Origin of the sequence: Deinococcus seoulensis (genome assembly GCF_014648115.1) — a bacterium.
Lineage (GTDB): Bacteria > Deinococcota > Deinococci > Deinococcales > Deinococcaceae > Deinococcus > Deinococcus seoulensis.
This window is the reverse complement of the sequence record NZ_BMQM01000008.1, coordinates 120,012-142,138: the sequence shown is the minus strand read 5'-3', so window position 1 is coordinate 142,138 and position 22,127 is coordinate 120,012. Positions and strand designations below refer to the sequence as shown.

The window sequence follows — 22,127 nt, the reverse complement described above, 5'->3', positions numbered from 1 at the left end:
CACGGGTCAGCCTGCCCCTCTTCCTGTTCCGTTCCCGCCGCCTACGCGCTGAGCGGTTCGACCACCCACGCGCCGTAATGGTTCACGAAGTGCGCGCCGCTCTCCCGGAACGCCCGTGCCACCTGCGGCACCTGCCCCGGCTGCCCGGCTACGTCCACGCTCAGGAGGATTTCCCCCCAGCCTAGCGCCTCCACGTAGCGTTCCACGTGGGCGCGCTCGTCGGTCATGCCCTGCATCAGCCGCAGCATCCGCGCCCACAGCCCGTGGCGGCGGCCGTCGCAGTCCAGCGTGGCCGCGCCGTCGTCACCCATCAGCAGTTGCACGGACTGCCCGGCCAGCCCCAGCTCCAGCAGGCGCGACGTGCAGGCCTGCACGTCCTCCAGCGACCGGAACAGGCCGTACACCCGGCCCCGGCTGAGCATGGTCAGCGGCATGGGCGCCGGACGCCCCCTTGAGGACCGTGAGGCAGAGCGGCCATCTGAGAACCGGGTCATGAACACCACCTTCGCGTGCCGGGCACGCCTGCGGGACGGGGCTGCTGCACGCAGCCCGGAAGCGACCGGACGGACGCCGCACCTGAAGTGAAGTTGACCCTGCCACGGTAGCCGCCCCGCCCACGCACGACCATAGGAGAAGACACACACCGCCGCCCCCAGTCAGGAAGGCGGCGGTGTGCGCGGTGTTCAGAGGTGTTCTACGGAATCCGTATGACCAGCCGGTCAGGCGCTCATGCCCCGGCCGCCGTGCAGGGTGCGTTCCACGGACTCCGTGACTTCCGCCTCGAAGCGGCGCAGGTGCTCACGCAGGCGGTCCATCTCGGCCACGCCCAGGTCCGGCAGCCACAGCACGCTGCGGCCCAGCACCGCGAACGTCAGGGGCGTCTCGTCGTCGGCGTCCTCTTCCGGATCGACCGGGTCGAGGTTCAGCGCGCCGTAATCCAGTCCCTGGTTCATCAGGTTCATGCCCATCAGGATGTCCGGCAGGCTGTCCTCTTCCACGTACAGGTCCAGGTCCAGGTGCAGGCGCACGATCACGCCGCCCTGCTGGTCACTCTCGGCGAACAGGGCCACGCGCGTCTCGCCGTCCTGAATCAGGGCTCCGTCCTCGACCGCCTCGACGGTCAGGCCGCTCTGTTGCAGCGCCGCCATGATGCGCTGCAGTTCCGACTGGGATGCCGTCATGCGCCGGAGTATAGAGTGCCCGCACGCCAGGGACGGTCACGGGCTCCACGGTCGGGTGGGGGAGATGGGTGATGGTTGAAGGTTGATGGAGGGGGGGAAGATCCATCAACCTTCAACCATCAACCTGAAGCCCTTACGCGTGGTACAGCCACACGCCGCGCGCTTCGTTCCAGGTGCGGTACAGCTGCCCCAGCAGGCGCAGGTGCTCCAGGTGCGCCAGCGTCTCGGCCAGCGCGAAGCGGCGCCCGCTGACGTTCAGTTCGCGGTTGAACATCACCAGCGACAGGTCGTAGGCGCTGCGGGACTCGCGGGCCGCCTCGGCTTTCATGAAGTCCAGTCGCTCGTGGTGATGGGCGCGCAGTTCACGTGCGCGGGCCTGCACGCCCTCCATGACCGGCCCGTGATGCCCGACGACCGCGCGGGCCGGGTTCAGGGCCTCCAGTTTGCCCAGCGTCTGCAGGTAGTCGCCCAGCGGGTCCGGGCGGGTGTAGGCGTACAGGCCCACGTTCGGGCTGATGCGCGGCAGGATGGCGTCCCCGGCGATCAGTACGCTCTCCTGCTCGTTCCACAGGCCCAGGTGCCCGTCGGCGTGACCCGGCAACCACAGCACCTCCCACTCCAGGCCGGACAGCGTGACGTGCTGCCCCTCGCGCAGCGGCTGCACGCGGGTCGCCGGGTGGACCCGCTCGCGGCCCCGGCGGTTGTCGGCGCCCATGTCGTTCAGGGACTCGGCGGGCAGCCCGTGGTCACGCATGTGCTTCAGGTGGCCGGGCAGCCACTCCTCCCACAGGTGCCAGTAGCGTTCGCCGCGCCCGATCTCGACGTCCAGCATATGCACGGACGCGCCGCTGCGTTCCTCGACCACGCCCGCCAGTCCGTAATGGTCCGGGTGGTGGTGCGTGATGATCACGCGGTCCACGTCCGACCAGTGCAGGCCCAGCGCGCCCAGCCCGTCCTCGATGGCCTGGCGCGCCTCGGGCGTGTCGAGCGCCGTGTCGATCATGGTGACCGGCCCGCCCCGGGGGCGGTCGATCAGGACCGTCACGTACTTCATGGGGTAAGGAATCGGGACTTGCAGGGCGTACAGGTCACCCAGCACGGGCGTCAGCAGCGGGGTGGAGGGCTCGGCGGTCATACCGGGCAGCGTAGCGCGTGCCCCGCCGCGCCGCCCGCCCACCCCGCACGTCCGGCGCAACCGGGCCGGGAACACCCGGCGCGAGGGACCGCTCAGCGAGCGCTACTCAGCGAGAGGGGATCAGCGGACGCCGCACCCGTACTCGCCCGCCGTGACGCTGCACACCAGCGCCGTCACCCGGCTGGCGTTCACGCGCACCAGGATGTTCTGCGCCTTCAGGGTCCGGTCGGTCGGGACGACGTTCACGGCGAACACGCCGGGCCGCAGGTTCAGGTCCACGGGCGTGTCGCCCGCCGCCTGCCCCTCGATCAGCACGCTGGCCGGAACGTCACTGCGGACACTCAGGGTGCCCGTGACGCGCCGCAGGGCCGCCTCGACCTCGCTGGTCGTGTCCGGGCGGATGGTCACGCGCTGCGTGAAGGTCTGGTACCCGCCCAGCGACACGCTGACCGTCACCTGCCCCTGCGGCAGGTCCGGCACCACGACCGGCGCCGTGCCGACCGGGCGGTCGTTCACGCGGACCTGGGCGCCCGGCTGGGACGCCCGGACGCTCAGGGTGCCGAACTGCTCGGTGCGGTAGGTGGTCGTGGCGACCGTGTACGCCCCGCGCGGCAGGCGCGCGGCCGCCGCCTCGACCACGCGCGAGATCTCGCTCACGCTGCGCGCACCCGCCGCGCCGCCCAGGTCCAGGGGTTCCAGACTGGCGACCGTGAACACCTGCGTGAACCCCAGCGTGGCGGGCAGTTCGGTCGGCTGCGCGGTGCCCGGCGTGAGTTGCGCGGCGGGCAGCACGGCCGCCCCGGCCCCCTGCGGCAGCACCACGCTGGTCACGAACGCGGCGCGGTCAGAGGCCACCAGCAGCGCGCCCGGCCCCGGCCAGCGGTACAGGCCCTGCTCTCCGGTGACCGGCTGGACGGGCGGCGCGGCGGGTGTGACCCGCAGTTGCAGCAGGGCGTCCGGTTGCGCCCGCAGCGGCGCGGGTACGCACCCGCTCAGAAGTCCTGCCAGTACCAGTCCTGCCCACACCCGTGTCATGTGCCCAGGGTAGTGCAGCCGGACGCGCGGGCGGATAAGGGTGTCTGACGCGCCCTTTACCTGATGGACTCCGATTGAATGGGCTGCAAAGGCCGTTGGGTCCGAGCGGATGCGAGTGGGAGAGGAAGCGGGCTGACAGCTCCCGGCCTGCCCGCTTCCGGGCGGCGTGAACGGCGAAGGCCCCCACCTGCGCAGGCGGGGGCCTTCTGTGAAGAAGATCCGGTATTACTGCAGGCGCTTCATGATGGACTGCAGGCTGGCGCTGTCGGCCCAGGCCATGCCCTTATCGACGTACATGCGCGCGGTGGCGGTGTCGCCACGCTGCAGGGCCAGGTAGGCCAGCTTGGCGGCGCTCAGGGAAGCCCACTGCTTCTCCTGGTCGCTCAGGGTGCCCAGGCGGCCCCAGGCGTTGTAGGCGTTGATCCACCACTGGGTCTTGGTGTACAGCTGCGCGAGGTACGCGTTGTAGTCGCGGTTCCCGGCTTCCATGCTGGCGGCGTAGTAGGAGTGGTCCACGGCGGCCTTCCACAGCGTGCGGTCGTAGAAGGGAACGGGGTAGGCCACGTCGGCCTGCACGGCGTACTCCTGAGCTTTCGCGAAGTTCTCGCTGGCGCTCATGGCGGCGGGACCGGCCATTTCCATGGTGTCGGCGGGGGTGGAGTCCTGCGCGGCGGCGAGGCCGGTAAGCGCGAACGCGGTCAGCATGAGAATCTTCTTCATAACAGTTCGCATCTTAGGCCGTACCCTGTCAGGCGTCCACACTCGACGACCCCCCGTGGCCCTACCGTAAAGGGTCTGTAAAGGAGCTTACCTTCACATGAGGATCACCCACGCACTGCCCCTGGTCTCCCTGATGACACTGGCGGGTTTTTCGACCGTCTCCGCGCAGTCCCAGCCTGCCCCCGCCCCCGCCTTCGCCGCGCCCAAGGTGAGCGTCTTCAAGGAACTGCGCGTCATCTCCGGCGTGACCGTCAGCCCCAACGGCGACCTGACCTTCATGGGCTCGGACGCCCGCCTGCACCGCACCGACGCAACCGGCAGCGAGAAATGGTCGTTCCTGACCGGCGACATCGGCCGCGCCTACCCGGTCGTGACGCCCCAGGGAGTCACCATCGCCGCCTCCTACGACGACACCGTGTACGCCCTGGACCCCGCAGGCAAACTGCTGTGGAAGACCAAACTCGACGGTGACATCTTCGCCACGCCCGCCCTGCGCGCCGACGGCAGCGTGATCGTCGCCACCGCCGGCGGCACCGTGCACGCCCTGGACACCCAGGGCAGGACCCTGTGGACCTACCGGGTCGGCGCGCCCGTCTTCAGCAGTCCCGCCATCGCCGCCGACGGCACCATCTACTTCGGGGCGCAGAACAACCGCATGCACGCCCTGACCCCCGACGGGAAACTGAAGTGGGCGTACACGGCCGGGTCGCTGGTGTTCAGCAGCCCCGCCATCGGCGCGGACGGCACGGTGTACTTCGGGTCCAGTGACCGGCGCATCTACGCCCTGAACCCCGACGGCACGCCCCGCTGGTCCCTGCCGACCGGGCTGTTCGTGAACGCCAGCCCCATCGTGACAAGCGCCGGGCTGGTCGTGGTCGGCAGTTACGACGGCAGCGTGTACGCCGTGAACCCCACCGGCGAGATCGAATGGACATACCGGGCGGGCGCCGGGATCGCCGGGAGCGCCGCCGAACTGAGCGACGGCAGCGTGATCGTGCCGGACCTCGCAGGGACCGTGCACGCCATCAGCAAGGCCGGGCAGTCGCTGTGGCAGATCAAGAGCGGCAAGAAGATCGACCTGGGCGTCAGCGTCAGCGATCAGGGCAGCGTGTACTTCACGACCGAGGGCGGCGGCCTGAACATCGTGCAGAAGCAGCGGCCCCTGGCGGTCGGCCCCTGGACGACCTTCCACGCCAGCCCCGCCGCGTGGGGCCGCGTACCCAGCGAGGCCGAGTTGCAGGCGCAGGCCCGCGCCCGCCGCGACGCCGCGACCGCCCAGCTGGGCGCCCCGGTGGCCACCAGACCGCCCGCCCCTGCCCCGACCCCGGCCCCTGCCCCGCAGCCGACTCCCCAGCCCGCCCCGCAGCCCGCGCCGAAACCTGCTCCCACGCCTGCGCCGCAACCCCAGCCTGCCCCGGCGCCCGCGCCGAAACCCGCTCCCACGCCCGAGCAGCTGGCCGTCACGGCCGCCAGTCGCGCGCGCGTGCTGGACGGGCAACTGTTCCTGCCGCTGGAGGAGAGCGTGGGCGCACTGCGCCTGAAAGTGCGCGCCGTGACCGCAACGACCGCCACCGTGCTGGTCGGGCAGACGGCCGTGCCCGTCACGGTGCGTGTGCTGGACCGCACGCCGTTCGTGCCGCTGGCCGCCCTGACGGCCCTGCCCGGCGTGCGCGCTTCGCTGACGACCGGGGCCGCGCCAACCGTGACCCTGACCCTGAACGACCAGACGACCCGCTTCCCGCTCAGCATCGGGAAACTGCTGCCCCTGCGCGGAAAACCCGAGTTCCTGGGACCCCTCCAGAAAGGCTGAAGTCCGTTCGTCCGGCCTGATACGGATTCCGTTTATTTCGTTGGCAACCCGGAACAGCACCGGGTTGCCAACTCCACGTCCGGAACCCGTTTCTCTCCTTCTCGCATCCGCTCGGATTGAGCAGCTTTATAAGCCATTCAATCGGAGTCCGTATGATACGGAACGGCCCCGCGCTCCCTGGCAGTTGCCTCGGGGCGCGGGGCCGTCCTGTGGGGGTTGCCTCCGGTGCAGGGTCTGCCCTCACCGGATATACGGAACGCACCCGCCTGCGTCGAAACAGGCGGGTGCGGTTGTGTGGTGGAGCCAAGCGGGATCGAACCGCTGACCTCGTCATTGCGAACGACGCGCTCTCCCAGCTGAGCTATGGCCCCACGAGCGAGAGGGAATCTACCACGCTGCCGCCCGCCGCGCAAGACCCGCCGCGGCGGGCGTGGCGGCGGTCAACCGTTCAGGACATGCTTACCTTCTCTTTAGCTGCGGTCGCTTACACTCGCCTGCATGAGTGCGCCCGCCACGCCCGTTCCCGCTGCCCAGGGCAGTGACCGTTTCGCCTACAAGTTCGGCCAGGAGGGCATCACCTTCGACGACGTGCTGCTACAACCCCGGCACTCGCAGGTGCTGCCGCACGAGGTGAACATCGAGGCGCAACTGACGCGCCGCGTCCGCCTGAACATCCCGTTCCTGTCGGCGGCCATGGACACCGTCACCGAGACGAACATGGCGGTCGCCATGGCCCGCGAGGGCGGTATCGGCGTGGTGCACAAGAACATGCCCATCGACGCGCAGGCCGAGATGATCCGCAAGGTCAAACGCTCCGAGAGCGGCATGATCGTGGACCCCATCACGCTGCCCCCGCACGCGCCCGTGGCGGACGCCGAGCGCCTGATGGGCGAGTACCGCATCAGCGGCGTGCCCATCACCGACCCGAACGGGAAACTGCTGGGCATCATCACCAACCGTGACATGCGCTTCATCGACGACATGCACACGCCCATCGGGGACGTCATGACCCGCGAGAACCTGATCACCGTGCCTGTCGGCACCACCCTGGAAGAAGCGCAGGAGATCTTCAAGCAGCACCGCATCGAGAAACTGCTCGTCACGGACGCCGACCACACCCTGCGCGGCCTGATCACCATCAAGGACCTGACCAAACGCGTGAAGTACCCGCGCGCCGCCAAGGACAGCCTGGGCCGCCTGCGCGTCGCGGCCGCCATCGGCGTGGGCGCCGACCTGATGGACCGCGCCGGGGCGCTCGTGCAGGCCGGAGTGGACGTGCTGGTCCTGGACAGCGCCCACGGGCACAGCCAGGGCATCCTGAACGCCCTGAGCCGCGTGAAGGAAGCCTTCGACGTGGACGTGATCGCCGGGAACGTCGCCACGCGCGCCGGGACCCGCGACCTGATCCTGGCCGGCGCGGACGCCGTGAAGGTCGGCATCGGGCCGGGCAGCATCTGCACCACCCGCGTCGTGACCGGCGTGGGCGTCCCGCAGATCACCGCGATCTTCGAGGCCAGCGCCGCCGCCATGGAAGCCGGAATTCCGATCATCGCGGACGGCGGCATCAAGCAGACCGGCGACGTGCCCAAGGCTATTGCGGCGGGCGCGAACGTGGTCATGATGGGCAGCATGCTGGCCGGCACCGACGAGAGCCCCGGCGAGAGCATCCTGCGCGACGGCCGCCGCTACAAGAGCTACCGCGGCATGGGCAGCATGGGCGCCATGGACCAGGGCAGCGCCGACCGTTACTTCCAGAGCGGCAGCCGCAAGTTCGTGCCCGAGGGGATCGAGGGCATCGTGGCGTACAAGGGCACGGCGGGCGAGGTCATCTACCAGTTCGTGGGCGGCCTGAAAAGCTCGATGGGCTACTGCGGTGCGCCGGACCTTCAGACGCTGCGCGACGAGGCTCAGTTCGTGCGGATCACCGGGGCCAGCCTGGTGGAAAGCCACCCGCACGGCGTGACCATCACCAAGGAAGCCCCCAACTACGGCGGGCGCTGAGGCCAGGGCGGACAGGCGGGCCGGGGCGGGGGAGAGGATTGCACCCCGTCCCAGTTGACAGACTGTCATCAGCGGGTGGGGGTAGGGTATGAACATGCAGCGCTTCCTGACCGCCCCCCGCGAACCCGTGAACGCCCTGACCCACTGGGCGGGCGTCCTGGCGGCGCTGATCATTCTGGGACCGCTGCTGTGGTGGGCGCATGCCCGCGAACTGGCCCTGTGGCCGTTCACTGTGTTCGTGGTCAGCATGACCCTGCTGTACGCCGCCAGCGCCAGTTACCACTCGTTCTTTCCCGGCGAGCGCGGCATGCTGTGGCTGCGCAAACTCGACCACGCCGGGATCTTCCTGCTGATTGCCGGCAGTTACACCCCGGTCGCGTACTTCGGCCTGACCGCCCCCTGGCAGGGCGTGGTCCTGTGGGTCATCTGGGGCATCGCCCTGAGCGGCATCACCCTGAAACTCGTCACCATGAGCCTGCCCCGCTGGATCAGCACCGCGCTGTACCTCGGGATGGGCTGGCTGGCCCTGGCGTTCCTGCCGCAACTGGCCCGTAACCTGCCATCCGCCGCCATCTTCTGGCTCGCGGCGGGCGGCGTGCTGTACTCCATCGGGGCCGTCATCTACGGCACGAAACGCTGGAACCCCCGACCCGGCGTGTTCGGCTTCCACGAGATCTGGCACCTGTTCGTGCTGGCCGGCACTGCCGCGCACGTCGTGATGATGTTCAACCTGCGCTGAATCTCAAGAAATGCTTAGCCGAATATCTGAAGCAGAACGTTGGTCAGATTGATTCGCAGCAGGTTAATTTGGCTGCCGAGCAGATATAACACTCCAAACACGACTATAAAACTGTAGGGCTGGCGCTCAAAGTCGTCCAGAGAGCGGCCCAGCGACGGTACCAGACCACCCAGAATTCGACTGCCATCGAGCAGCGGGATTGGGAGTAAATTGATGACCGCCAGCAAGACGTTAATGCTGATGATGTATTTGAAAGCCTGTGTCACGGCCTCGTTATGTGGCAGAAAGCGGAAAAGCAGGATGAATCCGATAGCAACCAACAGGTTGACTAATGGCCCTGCTGCCGCAACTGCCACCCTACCCCAACGACTGAGTCGGGCAGGGTTAATGGGTGTGCTGGCAAATCCGAATCCAACCAAAACTAGGAGCAGTATCCCGATGGGACTTAGATGTGGAATAGGGTTCAGAGTGACCCGTCCAAACTGTCGTGGTGTTGGGTCGCCCAGCCGATCTGCAACGAAGGCGTGACCCATTTCGTGTGCAGCCAAGGATAGCGCCAGCACCACTAGGACTGTAATGAAAACGCTGGGGTCGCTGAGTAGAGGAAGGAGACCGATATTCATTGCGCACATTCTATTGGGTGTTTCAGGTCAGACATTGCGAGCCAGGAATGCCTTCAGTGCCGCACGCTCCTCGTTGGGGTTGCGGACCGTTCCGGCCCGGCGTAGCGCCGCCAGGTGCGCCAGCGCCTCGCCCACGCCCCGGCCCGGCGGGACGCCCAGCGCCAGCACGTCCTTCCCGGTCAGGGGTTCGTGCGCGTCCGGGCGCAGCAGGGCGCGCAGTTCGCGTTCCGGCGTGCCGTCCGGGTAGAAGGTGTCCGACAGGGCGCGGGCCAGCAGCGCGGCGGGCCGGGTGCCCAGGTCCAGTCGCGCCGCCAGCGCCTCCGGGTCCGGTGCGGTGTGCAGCAGGGCCGCCGCGTAGGCGTTCATGGGCAGGGTCGCCCCCGCGTCCCGCCGGGCGTCCAGGGCGTCCAGCAGCGCCGTGTCCGGCAGCAGCGAGGCGGCCCCCCACCCGCGCAGCACGCCCGCCGCGCGGCCCGGCCGGGGCTCATGCAGCAGCAGCCGCAGTTCCGCCCACAGCCGGGGCGTGTGCCCGGCCATATCCAGCGCGGCGGGCACCTGAGAGAGCAGTTCCGGCGCGGCGCTCAGGTCCAGCCGAGCGGCCAGCCTCGCCCCGCGCACCAGTCGGCTGGCATCCTCATGCAGCGAGTCGGCATGCAGGGGCCGCAGCACCCGCGCGCGCAGGTCGTCCAGGCCGCCCGTCACGTCCAGCAACTCTGCGCGCCCATCCGGCAGGACCCGCAGGGCCAGCGCGTTCAGGCTGAAATCCCGCCTCCGCAGATCGTCGCTCAGTGAGCCCGGCTGCGGCAGCGGGTTCCCGCCCGGCACCGGGTACACCTCCCGCCGCGCCCGCACCAGATCCGCCGCGCGGCCATCCGGGAGGGTCACGGTCGCGTTCCCGAACGCCGGGTGGAACACGAACGGTAACCCCGTCCCGCCCGCCAGGGCCGCCACGTCCGCGTCCGGCAGCACCACGTCCAGGTCCAGCGGCGTCACGCCCAGCAGCGCGTCCCGCACCGCGCCGCCCACCAGCGCCGCGCCGCCCGGACCCGCCTGCGCCGCCAGCCCCAGCAGCCACGCCCGGTCCTCCGGACGCAGCGCCGCCCACACGGCCCGCGCCTGCGCTGCGCCGTCAGCGGAACGAGGTTTCATCCAGCGTGACCTTCACCTCACGCGACTCCCCGGCCCGCACGACCGTCAGCGTCACGGTATCGCCTTCCTTCCGGTCGATCAGGCCCGCCTGCAGGTCCTCCAGCGCGTCCACCGGGTCGCCGTCCACGGCCGTGATCACGTCCCCGCCCAGGCGGATCGCGCCGCCCCGGAACGCCTCGGTACGCGTGCCACCCTGCAAGCCCGCCCGCGCGGCCGGGGTGCCCGGCGTGACCGACCCGATCACCAGCCCCCGCTCCGGCAGGCCCAGTTCCCGCTTCCCGGCCGACGACAGCACACTCAGGCCCACCGCCAGCGCCTGCTGCTGCCCGCGCACCAGCAACCCCGCCGACACGCCCAGCGTCGGCGCGCGCACCTCCTGCCCGTCCGCCGCCTGAAGGCGCGGCAACAGGTTCTTCGCGGTGTTCACGGGAATCGCGAAGCCCACCCCGGCACTCTGCCCCACGCCGGTCGTCTGCCCGCTGGGCGAGTAGATCTGCGTGTTGATGCCGATCACGCGCCCACCGCTGTCCAGCAGCGGTCCCCCGCTGTTCCCGGGGTTGATCGCCGCGTCCGTCTGAATGGCCTTCTGCGTGATGCCCTCGCCCGCCCCGCTGCCCGAGAACCCGATCGGAATCTGCCGCGCCGTGCTGCTCACGATGCCCTCGGTCACGCTGAAATCCAGCCCGAACGGCGCGCCCATCGCAATCGCCTTCTGCCCCACCTTCAGCGCGTCACTGTCCCCCAGCGGAATCGGCCGGATCAGCTTGGCATCCAGGCCCACCGGGCGGATCAGCGCCAGATCGTACTGAGGGGCCAGCCCGATCACGCGCGCCTCCACGCTCTGTTCCTGCCCCATGACCCGCACGCTGATCTTCTGCGCTGCTCCCGCCCCGGCCTCGCCAGCCACCACGTGATAGTTCGTCAGGATGTCCCCCGCCTCGTTCACGAAGAACCCACTCCCGACACCCTGCTGAACCTCCGTGCCCCCCCCGAACATCCCGAACGGATCCTGACCCATCACCTCGTTCTCGGTACTGATGAACACCAGCCCCGGCTCGAAACGCCCCACCACGTCAATGGTGTTCTGCTCGTTCTGAAGCCGCGCGCCCGCCTCCGCCGCCACCGGATCGGCCGCCGCACCCGCCGCCGGAGCCTGCGCCCCACCCACCGGCACCTGATCACGCAGCAGCGTCGCCCCCAGACCCAGACCCACCAGCACCAACACGATCCCGACACCACGACCCTTCATGAGAGGCATTATCCGCCAGTGAGCGGACGCCGGGTGGGGACGCGCTGTGGTGTGCTTCATGCATGGACCCCGACCCGCCTCACCAGGGGCGCCGCTGCCTGATACGGACTGCCGTCTGTTTCCCTGGCAATACGGGACCCGCCCTGCTCCCCCTCGAGTCAGCTCGGACCCAGCGGCTTTGCAAGCCATTCAATCGGAGCCCGGATGACCGCCCGCTGGCATGATCGCCCGCTGATGACCGCCTGACATGGCTAAGGCAGCCTGAACGCGCTAAGATCCGTTTCACACGTTTCAACCGTCATACAGGAGTTCACATGAAGAACATCTTGACCGGCAGTCTCGGCCTGTTGGGCCTGACCGCCTTGCTGGCCGCCTGCACCCCCACCCCCACGCCCCCCACGTACGAGTGCAAGACCGGCAGCACCGTCACGAACATCGGCGACGTGCAGGGCAACGCCGACGCCAGCCCCCTGGTCGGTCCGAATTCGGCCGTCATCGTCACCGTGCGCGGCGTCGTCACGCTCGACGCGCAGAACGCAGCGAACGGGCCGACCGGCCTGGGCGGCTTCTACGTGCAGGACGTCGCGCCCGACGGCAAGGCCGACACCAGCGACGGTCTGTTCATCTACACCGCCACCAACCCCGTGACCGTCAAGGTTGGGGAGGTCGTCGAGGTGACCGGCACCGTCAAGGAATTCAGCGGCCTGACCCAGCTCGACACCGTCACCAGCGTCACCAGTTGCGGCGAGACGACCCTGCCGGTCCCCGTGGCCGTCACCCTGCCCCTGGCCTCCGCCACGGCGCTGGAACCCACCGAGGGCATGCGGATCAGGATCGCGCAGACCCTGACCGTGACCGACACCTTCACGCTGGGCCGCTTCGGCGAACTGGGCCTGTCCAGCGGCGGACGCCTGTTCAACCCCACCAACGGCCAGGGTGGCGACGCCGCCAGCAACAAGCTGCGCACCATCCGCCTGGACGACGCCAGCACCAAGCAGAACCCCACCACCATTCCCTACCTGAACGGCACCGACGCGCAGACCGCCACCCGCCGCGCCGGGGACACCGTCACGGGCCTCGAAGGCGTGCTGCACTACGCCAACGGCGCGTTCAAGGTGCAGCCCACCAGGGCGCCGGTCTTCGTGAACGCCAACTTCCGTACCGCCGCGCCCAAGGACGTGGGCGGCACGGTGAAAGTGGCGGGCGCGAACGTCCTGAACTACTTCACGACGCTCGGCAGCGCCGGACGCGGCGCCAGTAACGCCACCGAATTCACCCGCCAGAAGGCCAAGATCGTGGCGGAACTCCGCGCCCTGAACGCCGACGTGATCACCCTGATGGAAGTCGAGAACAACGGCGAAACGGCCCTCGACGACCTCGTGGCCGCCCTGAACACCGCTGCCGGCAGCGCCGAGTACGCCAGCGTCAAGACCGGCCGGGTCGGCACGGACGCCATCCGCGTGGCGATCATCTACCGCCCCGCCCGCGTGGAACCCGTCGGCGCGGCGCAGATCGACACGAACGCCGTCTACTCCCGCCCGCCGGTCGCGCAGGTCTTCCGGGACCGCGCCGGGAAGGGCGTGTTCACGGTCATGGCGAACCACTTCAAGAGCAAGGGCAGCTGCCCCACCACGGGCGACACCGACCAGGGACAGGGCTGCTGGAACCTCCAACGTATCGAGCAGTCGAAGGCCGTGCTGGCCTTCAGTGACAGACTGAAAGTCACTGACCCGGACGTCCTGATCATGGGTGACCTGAACGCCTACGGCGCCGAGGACCCCATCAAGACCATCGAGGCCGCCGGGTTCGAGAGCCTGAACAAACGCATTCCCGCCGCCGACCGCTACAGCTACCAGTTCAACGGCGAGTTCGGGTACCTTGATCACGCGCTGGCCAGCAGCAGCCTCGGCGCGCAGGTCAGCGGCATCACCGAGTGGCACATCAACGCCGACGAACCCGTGGTCCTCGACTACAACATCGAATTCAAGAAGCACCCCGAGTGCACCGGCAACAGCTGCGACAGCCCGGACCTGTACGCCCCGACCCCCTACCGCAGCAGCGACCACGACCCGGTCCTGGTCGGCCTGAACCTGAAAGCCGACGCCGACCCCGTCATTCCCCTCACGCTCAACGCCAGCGGCGACGACACGGTCACGGCCGGACAGCCCTACACCCTGACGTACAGCACGGGCGGCACTCCGGACAGCGTCACCGTCACCTGGGGCGACGGCAAGACCGACACTTTCACCACCCCCACCGGGACGGCCACCCACACCTACGCCACCGCCGGGAGCTTCACGGTGACCGTCACGGCCAAACGCGGCGCGACCACCACCACGGCCACCAAGACCGTGACCGCGCAGCCCGTCGTGACCGCCGGAGGCGTGTACTTCAGCGAGTACGTCGAGGGCGGCAGCAACAACAAGGCCATCGAGATCTACAACGGCACCGGCAGCGCCATTCCCGCCGGGAGTCTGGGCGTGAACCTGTACAGCAACGGGTCCGCCACGCCCAGCACCTCCAACGTCTTCACGCTCGCAGAGGCCCTGCCGGCCGGAGCCACCTACGTGATCGTCAACCCCGGTGCGGACGCGGCCCTGAAGGCCAAGGCCAACACCGAAAGTAGCGTCACCAACTTCAACGGTGACGACGCGCTGGAACTCGTGCTGAACGGCACGCGCGCCGACGTGTTCGGGCAGATCGGCACGGACCCCGGCGCCGGCTGGGGCGCGGGCGACACCTTCACCGTAGACAGGACCCTGCGCCGCAAGGCTGCCGTCATGGCCGGTGACACCAACGGCACCGACGCCTTCGACCCGGCCACCGAGTGGGACGGCTTCGCCAAGGACACCTTCGACGGCCTCGGCCAGCGCTGAGCAAACGGCCAGCGCTCAGCGCTCAGGAGAGCAGGAGCACCGACCATTCCGGTGCTCCTGCTCTCCTGTCGCCCTCTCATGGCGGGCCTGATCTGCCCGTCAGGCGCGGGCGTGGGTGTCGGTGGCGTCCAGCGCGGCGATCTCGTCGGGGGTGATCTGGTAGTGCTCGCCGCACCAGTGGCACACGATCTCCTGCCCTCCGGCGTCGATCATGTCCTGGCGTTCGGCCGCGTCGAAGAATTTCAGGGAATCGCTGGCCTTCTCGCGGGAGCAGCGGCATTCGAACCGCGAGCCCTGCGCCTCGGCGGCCAGTTGCACGTTCAGGCCGTCCGTGGCGCGGTTGATGGCTTCCATCAGGCCGCCCCGGCGGAGGTTGTCGGTGATCTGGCCCATGGCGCGGATGTTCGCCTCGAGTTTCCCGAGGGTCTCGTCGGTCACGCCGGGCATCGCCTGGATCAGCAGGCCCCCGGCGTGCGCGACCCGGCCGCCTTCCTCGTACACGCCGAGCAGCACGGCGTTCGGGATCTGTTCGGACACGCCCAGGTAGGTGCTGATGTCCTCGGCGATCTCGCCGCTGACGAGGTGCGCGCTGCCAGTGTACGGTTCGCCGTTGTCGAGCAGGCGCGTGACGCTCAGTTCGCCCTGCGTGCCGACGATGCCGCTCACGTCGAGTTTGCCGTCCCGTTCGCGCAGCGGCAGGTCCGCGTCGGGCTGGCGGACGTAGCCGCGCACGCGGCCGTCCACGCTGCCCTCGGCGACGATGAACCCGACCGGGCCGTCGCCCTCGACGCGCACGGTGACGCGGCTGTCGCTGCGTTTGCCGAGGACGGTGGCCAGCAGCACGCTGCCGGTCAGGGTGCGGCCCAGCGCGGCGGTGGCGGTCTTGCTGAGGTGGTGGCGGAGGCGGGCGTCCTCGACGACCTGGGTGGAGTCCATGCCCACGATGCGCAGGGTGCCGCCGGCAGCGGTGCCGCGCAGGACGTAGGAGGCGGGGGTGGAAGCAGTCATCCCGAAACCTTAACGGGCGGGGCGGCGCGCCGCTGTGGGTGGCCTCTCATTCATGAGGCGCGACCTGATGGTGGACGGGTCAGCAGTGGTGCGGACCTCGTCTGTGACGTTGTTCCCCTGGCCCGGACAGGTCGGGTGGTGTTCACGGGCTGCATACAGTACCTTCAGCCTTCTGGGAGGGCGTTCTCATAAGTGCTCCCTACGATGAGAATCAGCGAAGGCCCTCTCCGGCTGTTCTTCCCGGACCGGTCTGCCCTTCCCGGACCATCCTGCCGGACGGCTCTTCTGCCCACGCGCGTGGCGTGCAGGAGCCGTACACAGATCAGGAATGTTCCGTGTCCAGCCCCAGCGGCGGACTGATTCACCCAGAACGGATTCACCCGGAACTGATTCACCCAGACCAGCCCCCGGACCGCGGCCCGCGCGCCGCGCCCACCCAAGGAGACCATGATGAACCGCACCAAGATCCTCGGAGCCGTGGCCATGACCACGCTCGCCATGACCCTCGCCGCGTGCAACAACAAGGAAAACGCCAGTGGCGGCGCCGGCAGCACCCTGGTCATCCAGGAATCCGCCGACATTCCCACCATGGACCCCGGCACCACCTACGACACTGCCAGCGGGCAGGTCGTGGAGAACATGTACGAGACGCTGGTCGGGTACAAGGGCAACAGCCTGACCGAACTGGAACCCGTCCTGGCGACCGAATGGACCGCCAACGACGCCGGTACCGAGTACCGTTTCACGCTGCGTGAAGGCGTGAAGTTCCACACCGGGAACGACTTCACCTGCGCCGACGCCGAGTACACCATCCGCCGTAACCTCGTGACGAACACCGCCGACAGCGGCAACTGGTTCATCAGCGAGAGCCTGCTGGGCACGCCCGCCAACGCCAACGACGACAAGGCGATCACGTGGCAGAAGATCAGCGGCGCCGTCAGGTGCGACGGCGAGACGCTGGTGTTCACGCTGCCCAAGACCGACCCGGCCTTCCTGGCGAAACTGGCGTACATCGGCCAGGGCATCGTGGACAGCAAGCACGCCATCGAACTCGGCGAGTGGGACGGCACCGAGGCCACCTGGAAGGACGCGGTCGGCAAGGACCTGACCGGCAGCCCCCTGGCCGGGCAGCCCAGCGGCACCGGCGCGTACAAACTGGTCGGCAAGGACGCCAGCAGCGTCAGCCTGACCGCCTTCGACGGGTACTGGGGCGAGCAGAAACCCAGCATCAAGAACGTGATCATCCAGAAGGTGCCCGAACAGGCCGCCCGCATTCAGGCGTTCCTGAAGGGCGACGCGGACTTCATCGAGGAAGGCGGCCGCTCCATCATCTCCTCGCAGCTCCAGGGTAAGCCCGGCGTGAGCGTCCTGGACGACCTGCCCAACACGACCGCCGCAGGCTTCAGCATGAACGAGAAGATCGCCGCGGGCGGCGCGCTCGGCAGTGGCAAACTGGACGGGAACGGCATTCCCTCGGACTTCTTCAGTGACGCCGACGTGCGCCGCGGCTTCGTGGCGGCCTTCGACGTGCCCACGTACATCGAGCAGGTTCAGGAAGGCAAGGGCGCGCCCCGTAACTTCCTGCTGCCCGACTCGTTCCCCGGGTACGACACCAACCTCGAAGCGCCGGCCTTCGATCCCGAGGTCGCCAGGGCCGCCTTCCAGCGCGCCTGGGGCGGTCAGGTGTGGGACAAGGGCTTCAGCGTGAACATCTCGTACCGTGCGGGCAGCGTGACCCAGCAGACCGCCATGGAACTGCTGAAGAAGAACGTCGAATCCCTGAACCCCAAGTTCAAGGTGAACATCGTCGCCAAGCAGTGGAGCGACCTGATCAAGTCCGACAACGCGCCCAAGGAAGCCATGATCCTGTCCGCGTGGGCGCCCGACTACGCCGACCCGGACAACTTCGTCACGACCTTCTACGCCAGCACCGGCTACTACGGCCCGCGCCTGAACGTGACCGACACCGAGATGGACGCCCTGATCACCGAGGCGCGCAACACCACCGACCAGGCCAAACGCGACGACCTGTACGCGCAGATCGCCAAGCGCGGGCTGGAGAAGGCGTACTACGTGATCATGCCCGCCTCGCCGAACGTGTTCGCGTACCGTGACAACATCGGCGGCGTGAGCGAGAGCACCTACAACCCCATGATCGCCTTCTGGGCCGGGACGTACTGGAAGAACCTCACCAAGAACTGACCCCCGGCATCTCCGGACAGACCGGGCCGCTCCTCCCAGCGTGGGGTGGCGGCCCACTGCCGTTCCGGGTGGGGCCTTGCACGGGCGGGTCCTGCACCCGGGTCTTGCACTATCCTGCGCGTATGCTTGACGCCGACACGCTGGAATCCGGGGCTGCGCGCCCCATCACGCTGCTGCTGGTCGACGACCACCCGGTCGTGCGCAAGGGCACGCGCGAACTGCTGGAAACCGAGGCGGACCTGCGCGTGATCGGCGAGGCGGCCAGCGGCGAGGAAGCGATCGTGAAGGCCCGCGCCCTGAACCCGGACGTGATCCTGATGGACGTCAGCATGCCCGGCATGAACGGCATCGACGCCACGCGCGCCATCAAGGCCGAGCGGCCCGGCGTGGGCGTGCTCGTCCTGACCAGCTACGACGACGACGCGTACGTGTTCGCGCTGCTGGAAGCCGGAGCGGCCGGGTACCTGCTGAAGAACGCCAGCGAGGACGACCTGCTGGGCGCCGTGCGGGCCGTCGCGGCGGGCGAGAGCGCCCTGCATCCCAGCGTGGCCCGCAAGGTCCTGGAACGCTTCAGCGCGCACACCACGCCCACCCCGCCCGAGGACGACCTGTCCCCGCGTGAACTGGAAGTCCTGCGGGTCGCCGCGACCGGCCGCACCAACAAGGAGATCGCCCGCGACCTGGAGATCAGCCCGCGCACCGTGCAGGTCCACCTGGCGAACATCTTCTCGAAGCTGGGCGTGGGCAGCCGTACCGAGGCGGTGCTGCACGGCATCAAGCGCGGCTGGATCGACCCGCAGACCATCTGAGCGCGTGAGCGGTCACCTGCCCCAGGGCGCGGGCGTGGCGCTGCCCCCGCTGCCGCCCGGCCTGTCGGCGGCCTCCACGGTCGCGCAGTTCGCGGGGCTGCTGGCCGCGTACGCCTGCCGGGTCACGCACGCGCACGGCGTGCAGGTGTGGGTGGTCACGGACGGGCAGTTGCAGCCCGTCGCGGCCGAGGGACGCGGACTGGCCCTCAGTGACGGCACGCTCGCCGCAGACGCCCTGACCGGCGGCACGCTGCTGCACGAAGGGATGCTGGCGGCCCTGCCGTTCGGGTGCGGGGTGCTGGAATTCGTGGGTGCCGACCCGGACGGCCTGCACGCACTGCTGGGCGCCGGGCCGCTGCTGGCGCTGGCCGTCGAGGGCGTGCAGGCCCGCGAGGCCCGGCGCGGCCACGGACGCATCGCCGAGACCGTCGAGGGCCTGATGCGCCGCCTGGGCGGCAGCCTGGACCTGTCCGAGGTGCTGACCGTCACCGCGCAGAGCGCCGCGCTGGCCCTGGGGTTCCGGCGGGCGTTCGTGGCGCTGTTCAGCGAACTCAGCGACGGCGGGGCACGCACCGGCGAGGTCTTCACGCACGGGTTCACGCAGCCGTTCACGGGCGGGATCGGCGTGGGCCCCGTGACCTTCGAGACGCTGGTCCGCCGGGGCGAGGCGATCCGCTTCGAGCGGGGCCGCGATCACGAGTCGCCGCTGGCGCGCGGCCTGCGGGAACTGAACCCGGAAACGGCCGTCATCGCGCCGCTGAACGCGCGCGGGCAACCGCTGGGCCTGCTGTACGTGGACACCACCGAGCAGGTGCCCGCCACCGAGGACGACGCCCGCATCGTGCTGGCCCTGGCCGAGCAGGCTGCGCTGGCCATCGACAACGCCCGCCTGTACGGCATCGAGACCCGCAAACGCGAGGCGGCCGAGGCGCTGCGCGAGGCCGGCGCGGCCCTGGCCGGCAGCCTGCACCTCAGCGAGACGCTGGAACGCGTGCTGGAACGCGCCGTGACCCTGTTCCGCGCGGACGCCGCCGCCGTGTACGAGAAACAACCGGACGGCCGCAGCATCAACATCCGCTCGGCGGTCGGCCTGAGCAGCGAGTACATGCTGCGCGTGAAAGCCAAGGTGGGTCTGGGCGTCACGGGCCGCGCGGTCGGGGAGGGCACCCTGATCGCCGCGCGCGACCTGACGACCGAGAGTGGCGGCGGCAGCAGCCGCTACACCCGGCAACTGCTGGCCACCCACACCTACCCGTACCGGGGCGTGGTCAGCCTGCCGCTGCGGGTCGGTCCGAACGTGTTCGGCGCACTCACCCTGTACTGGACGGCGCCGCTGCCGCTCGACAGTGACGACCTGGCACTGGCCGGGGTGTTCGCCTCGCAGGCGGGCCTCGCCATCGAGAACGCCCGCCTGTACGAGGAAGAGCAGCTGCGCGAACGCGAGGCCGGGGCGCTGCTGGCCATCAGCCGCATGCTGGGCGAACGCCCCCAGGGGCAACCCGACGACGCTGCGCTGCGCGACGTGATCCGCGAGGCGACCCTGACCCTGCACGCCGGACGCGGCCTGCTGGCCCTGTTCCCCGACGCGACCGGCAGCCTCGCCGACCCCCCGCCCGGCCCGGACGGCTGGCAGGTGACGCGCTGCGCGGCGTACAACCTGCACCTCCCGGACGCCTCCGAACTGGCCGACCTGAGCGCACAACTGGGCCGTGGCCCCCGCCCCCTGACCCGCCGCTACGCCCTGCCGGTGGCGGGCAGCGCCCTGATCGTCCCGCTGCTGAGCGCCCAGACCGACGCCCGCACGCCCCTGGGATTCCTGTACTTCGATGATCCGGGCCGCGACCCGCCGGGCGACCGCACCCTGCAACTGGCCCGCAGTCTGGCCGACCAGATCGCGCAGACCCTGACCCGCGAACGCCTGCTGGCCGCCCTGGAACGCGAGGAAGCCCGCTACCGGCAACTCGCGGAGGGCGCGCACGACCTGATCATCAGCAGCGACGCGCACGGCGTGATCGACTACGCCAACCCGGCCGCCCGCACCCTCCTGGAACCCCTGACCGGCCCGCTGACCGGCGCGAACCTCCTGACCCTCCCCACCCGCGACACGCAGGCGGCCCTGCAACTCGCGTGGTCCGACGCGCAGGCCCGCACCAGCGGCAGCCGCGCCGAGATCCGCATCGGCCCGTACCACCTGGAAGTCCGGGTGGGCAGCGTGGACCACGGGCGCGGCGTGCTGACCGTCAGCCGCGACCTGAGCGAACTGCAGACCCTGGCCGACGAGATCGCCCGACGCGGACAGGCGCTGGAGGCCGCCACCAGCCGCCAGAGCGAACTGCGCAGCTTCCTGACCCTGTTCACGCAGGCGCAGGAGGAAGAACGCCGCCGCATCAGCCGCGAACTGCACGACGACACCGCGCAGGTCCTGACCGCCACCACCCGCCGCGTGGCCAGACTGGCCCGCGACCTGAGCGGCGAACAGAAAGCCCGCGCAGACGACATCCTGCTCGACCTGAACGCCGCCATCGACGGCGTGCGCCGCTTCGCGCGGAACCTGCGCCCCAGCGTCCTGGACGACCTGGGCCTGCTCCCGGCCCTGGAATGGCTGGCCACGCAGGCCCTGACCACCACCCGCCTGGAAGTCAGCGGCGCCGACCGCCGCCTGAGCCCCGCCACGGAACTCACGGTGTTCCGGCTGGCGCAGGAAGCCCTGAACAACGTCGACAAGCATGCCCACGCGCACACCGCCGCCATCCGCGTGGCCTTCGGCGAGCCGCCACAGGGCGGGGTGCGGGTCGCCATCACCGACGACGGCCGGGGCTTTACCACCGAACAGGCGCACGCGCAGGCGCAGGCTGGACACCTGGGCCTGCTGGGCCTGCGCGAACGCGTGACCCTGGCCGGCGGCACCCTGGACGTGCAGAGCGCCCCCGGCGAGGGCACCACCCTGACCTTCACCCTGCCGGGTTAACCGGAGGTCAGCGGCGCAGCAGGTCCTCGATGGCGTCCGCGAGGTGTTCGGGACTCAGGTAGTCGTCGCCGCGTGCCACGCGCAGTTCGTAGGCGCGGCGCAGCACGTCCGCGTCGCGCAGGCCCTCGGGCGTCTCGAACTTGTAGCAGGCCAGTTCGACCTTCATGCCGTTCGGATCGCGGAAATAGATGGAGTCCATGAAGCCCCGGTCGCGTTCCAGGACCTCGATGCCGCGTGCGCGCAGCCGCGCGGGGGCCAGCTGGAAGGTCGCGCGGGACACGTTGAACGCCAGGTGCTCGACGGTGCCCGGTTCGCGCGGCGCGTCCCGCCCGGCGTCCACGCGGCCCTCGTCGGTAAAGACGGTCAGCAGGCGGCCGTCGCCGGGGTCGAAGTACAGGTGGTTCTCGGCCGGGTTGCCGAGGTTGGGTTGTTCGAACACGAACGGCATGCCCAGCACCCCCTCCCAGAAGTCCAGGGCGCTCTGGCGGGTGGAACCGACGATGGTGACGTGATGCAGGCCCTGCACCTGCACCCGGCGGCTGAGGGCGTCGCGGGTCATGCCCCAGGGTACGCGCTCATACGGACTCCGATTGAATGGCTTATAAAGCCGCTGGGTCCGAGC

At 69.5% G+C, this 22,127-nt stretch carries 17 protein-coding genes and 1 tRNA gene; 7 read left to right on the top strand and 11 right to left on the bottom strand.

What is annotated here, in order from left to right; translation table 11 throughout:
- Positions 1 to 41: 41 nt before the first annotated feature.
- The 5 genes from IEY70_RS08300 to IEY70_RS08280 form a co-directional block, all read right to left on the bottom strand.
- Positions 42 to 434 (bottom strand): hypothetical protein, encoded by a 393-nt coding sequence (locus IEY70_RS08300; RefSeq protein WP_189064529.1) that lies wholly within the window; start codon positions 432 to 434, stop codon positions 42 to 44.
- 285 nt (positions 435 to 719) lie between these two features.
- On the bottom strand, positions 720 to 1,181 hold the full coding sequence (locus tag IEY70_RS08295; RefSeq protein ID WP_189064528.1) for a hypothetical protein: 462 nt from the start codon (positions 1,179 to 1,181) through the stop codon (positions 720 to 722).
- Positions 1,182 to 1,314: 133 nt separating this feature from the next.
- Entirely contained in the window at positions 1,315 to 2,316 is a 1,002-nt protein-coding gene (locus tag IEY70_RS08290; RefSeq protein WP_189064527.1) for an MBL fold metallo-hydrolase, read from the bottom strand.
- A 120-nt stretch (positions 2,317 to 2,436) separates the two neighbouring features.
- Entirely contained in the window at positions 2,437 to 3,351 is a 915-nt protein-coding gene (locus tag IEY70_RS08285) for a PEGA domain-containing protein (protein ID WP_189064526.1), read from the bottom strand.
- Positions 3,352 to 3,576: 225 nt separating this feature from the next.
- Positions 3,577 to 4,071 carry a hypothetical protein gene (locus IEY70_RS08280; RefSeq protein ID WP_229777764.1) on the bottom strand — a complete coding sequence of 165 codons (495 nt, stop codon included), beginning with the start codon at positions 4,069 to 4,071 and terminating at the stop codon, positions 3,577 to 3,579.
- Positions 4,072 to 4,168: 97 nt separating this feature from the next.
- Between IEY70_RS08280 and IEY70_RS08275 the strand changes: the two genes are divergently transcribed.
- A complete protein-coding gene (locus IEY70_RS08275) occupies positions 4,169 to 5,881 on the top strand; it encodes an outer membrane protein assembly factor BamB family protein (RefSeq protein WP_189064524.1) in 1,713 nt (570 codons plus the stop codon).
- Between the two features lie 295 nt (positions 5,882 to 6,176).
- Here IEY70_RS08275 and IEY70_RS08270 read toward each other — a convergent pair.
- A tRNA-Ala gene (locus tag IEY70_RS08270) sits at positions 6,177 to 6,252 on the bottom strand.
- A 127-nt stretch (positions 6,253 to 6,379) separates the two neighbouring features.
- Between IEY70_RS08270 and guaB the strand changes: the two genes are divergently transcribed.
- Both guaB and trhA read left to right on the top strand, forming a co-directional pair.
- Positions 6,380 to 7,882 carry an IMP dehydrogenase gene (gene guaB / locus IEY70_RS08265; RefSeq protein ID WP_189064523.1) on the top strand — a complete coding sequence of 501 codons (1,503 nt, stop codon included), beginning with the start codon at positions 6,380 to 6,382 and terminating at the stop codon, positions 7,880 to 7,882.
- Positions 7,883 to 7,976: 94 nt separating this feature from the next.
- A complete protein-coding gene (trhA, locus tag IEY70_RS08260; protein WP_189064549.1) occupies positions 7,977 to 8,621 on the top strand; it encodes a PAQR family membrane homeostasis protein TrhA in 645 nt (214 codons plus the stop codon).
- A 14-nt stretch (positions 8,622 to 8,635) separates the two neighbouring features.
- On the opposite strand, the gene IEY70_RS08255 is transcribed toward trhA, so the two are convergent.
- The 3 genes from IEY70_RS08255 to IEY70_RS08245 are packed head-to-tail and all read right to left on the bottom strand — an operon-like array spanning position 8,636 to position 11,642.
- The gene (locus tag IEY70_RS08255) at positions 8,636 to 9,244 is read right to left on the bottom strand and encodes a site-2 protease family protein (protein ID WP_189064522.1); all 609 of its coding nucleotides are present in this window, start codon (positions 9,242 to 9,244) and stop codon (positions 8,636 to 8,638) included.
- Positions 9,245 to 9,271: 27 nt separating this feature from the next.
- Positions 9,272 to 10,393 (bottom strand): tRNA nucleotidyltransferase/poly(A) polymerase family protein, encoded by a 1,122-nt coding sequence (locus IEY70_RS08250; RefSeq protein WP_189064521.1) that lies wholly within the window; start codon positions 10,391 to 10,393, stop codon positions 9,272 to 9,274.
- Positions 10,374 to 11,642 (bottom strand): S1C family serine protease, encoded by a 1,269-nt coding sequence (locus tag IEY70_RS08245; protein ID WP_189064520.1) that lies wholly within the window; start codon positions 11,640 to 11,642, stop codon positions 10,374 to 10,376. The genes IEY70_RS08250 and IEY70_RS08245 overlap by 20 nt, the downstream gene beginning before the upstream one ends.
- A gap of 314 nt (positions 11,643 to 11,956) precedes the next feature.
- Between IEY70_RS08245 and IEY70_RS08240 the strand changes: the two genes are divergently transcribed.
- Entirely contained in the window at positions 11,957 to 14,518 is a 2,562-nt protein-coding gene (locus IEY70_RS08240) for an ExeM/NucH family extracellular endonuclease (protein WP_189064519.1), read from the top strand.
- A gap of 99 nt (positions 14,519 to 14,617) precedes the next feature.
- On the opposite strand, the gene hslO is transcribed toward IEY70_RS08240, so the two are convergent.
- The gene (hslO, locus tag IEY70_RS08235; RefSeq protein ID WP_189064518.1) at positions 14,618 to 15,526 is read right to left on the bottom strand and encodes an Hsp33 family molecular chaperone HslO; all 909 of its coding nucleotides are present in this window, start codon (positions 15,524 to 15,526) and stop codon (positions 14,618 to 14,620) included.
- A gap of 447 nt (positions 15,527 to 15,973) precedes the next feature.
- Here hslO and IEY70_RS08230 point away from each other — a divergent pair, with 447 nt between their 5' ends.
- The 3 genes from IEY70_RS08230 to IEY70_RS08220 all read left to right on the top strand — a co-directional run bounded on the left by IEY70_RS08230 (position 15,974) and on the right by IEY70_RS08220 (position 21,505).
- Positions 15,974 to 17,728, top strand: coding sequence for an ABC transporter substrate-binding protein (locus IEY70_RS08230; protein ID WP_373290767.1), 1,755 nt, complete (start codon positions 15,974 to 15,976; stop codon positions 17,726 to 17,728).
- A gap of 122 nt (positions 17,729 to 17,850) precedes the next feature.
- On the top strand, positions 17,851 to 18,537 hold the full coding sequence (locus tag IEY70_RS08225) for a response regulator (protein WP_189064517.1): 687 nt from the start codon (positions 17,851 to 17,853) through the stop codon (positions 18,535 to 18,537).
- 4 nt (positions 18,538 to 18,541) lie between these two features.
- On the top strand, positions 18,542 to 21,505 hold the full coding sequence (locus tag IEY70_RS08220) for a GAF domain-containing sensor histidine kinase (RefSeq protein WP_229777762.1): 2,964 nt from the start codon (positions 18,542 to 18,544) through the stop codon (positions 21,503 to 21,505).
- 7 nt (positions 21,506 to 21,512) lie between these two features.
- On the opposite strand, the gene IEY70_RS08215 is transcribed toward IEY70_RS08220, so the two are convergent.
- A complete protein-coding gene (locus tag IEY70_RS08215) occupies positions 21,513 to 22,064 on the bottom strand; it encodes a VOC family protein (RefSeq protein WP_189064516.1) in 552 nt (183 codons plus the stop codon).
- Positions 22,065 to 22,127 lie beyond the last annotated feature (63 nt).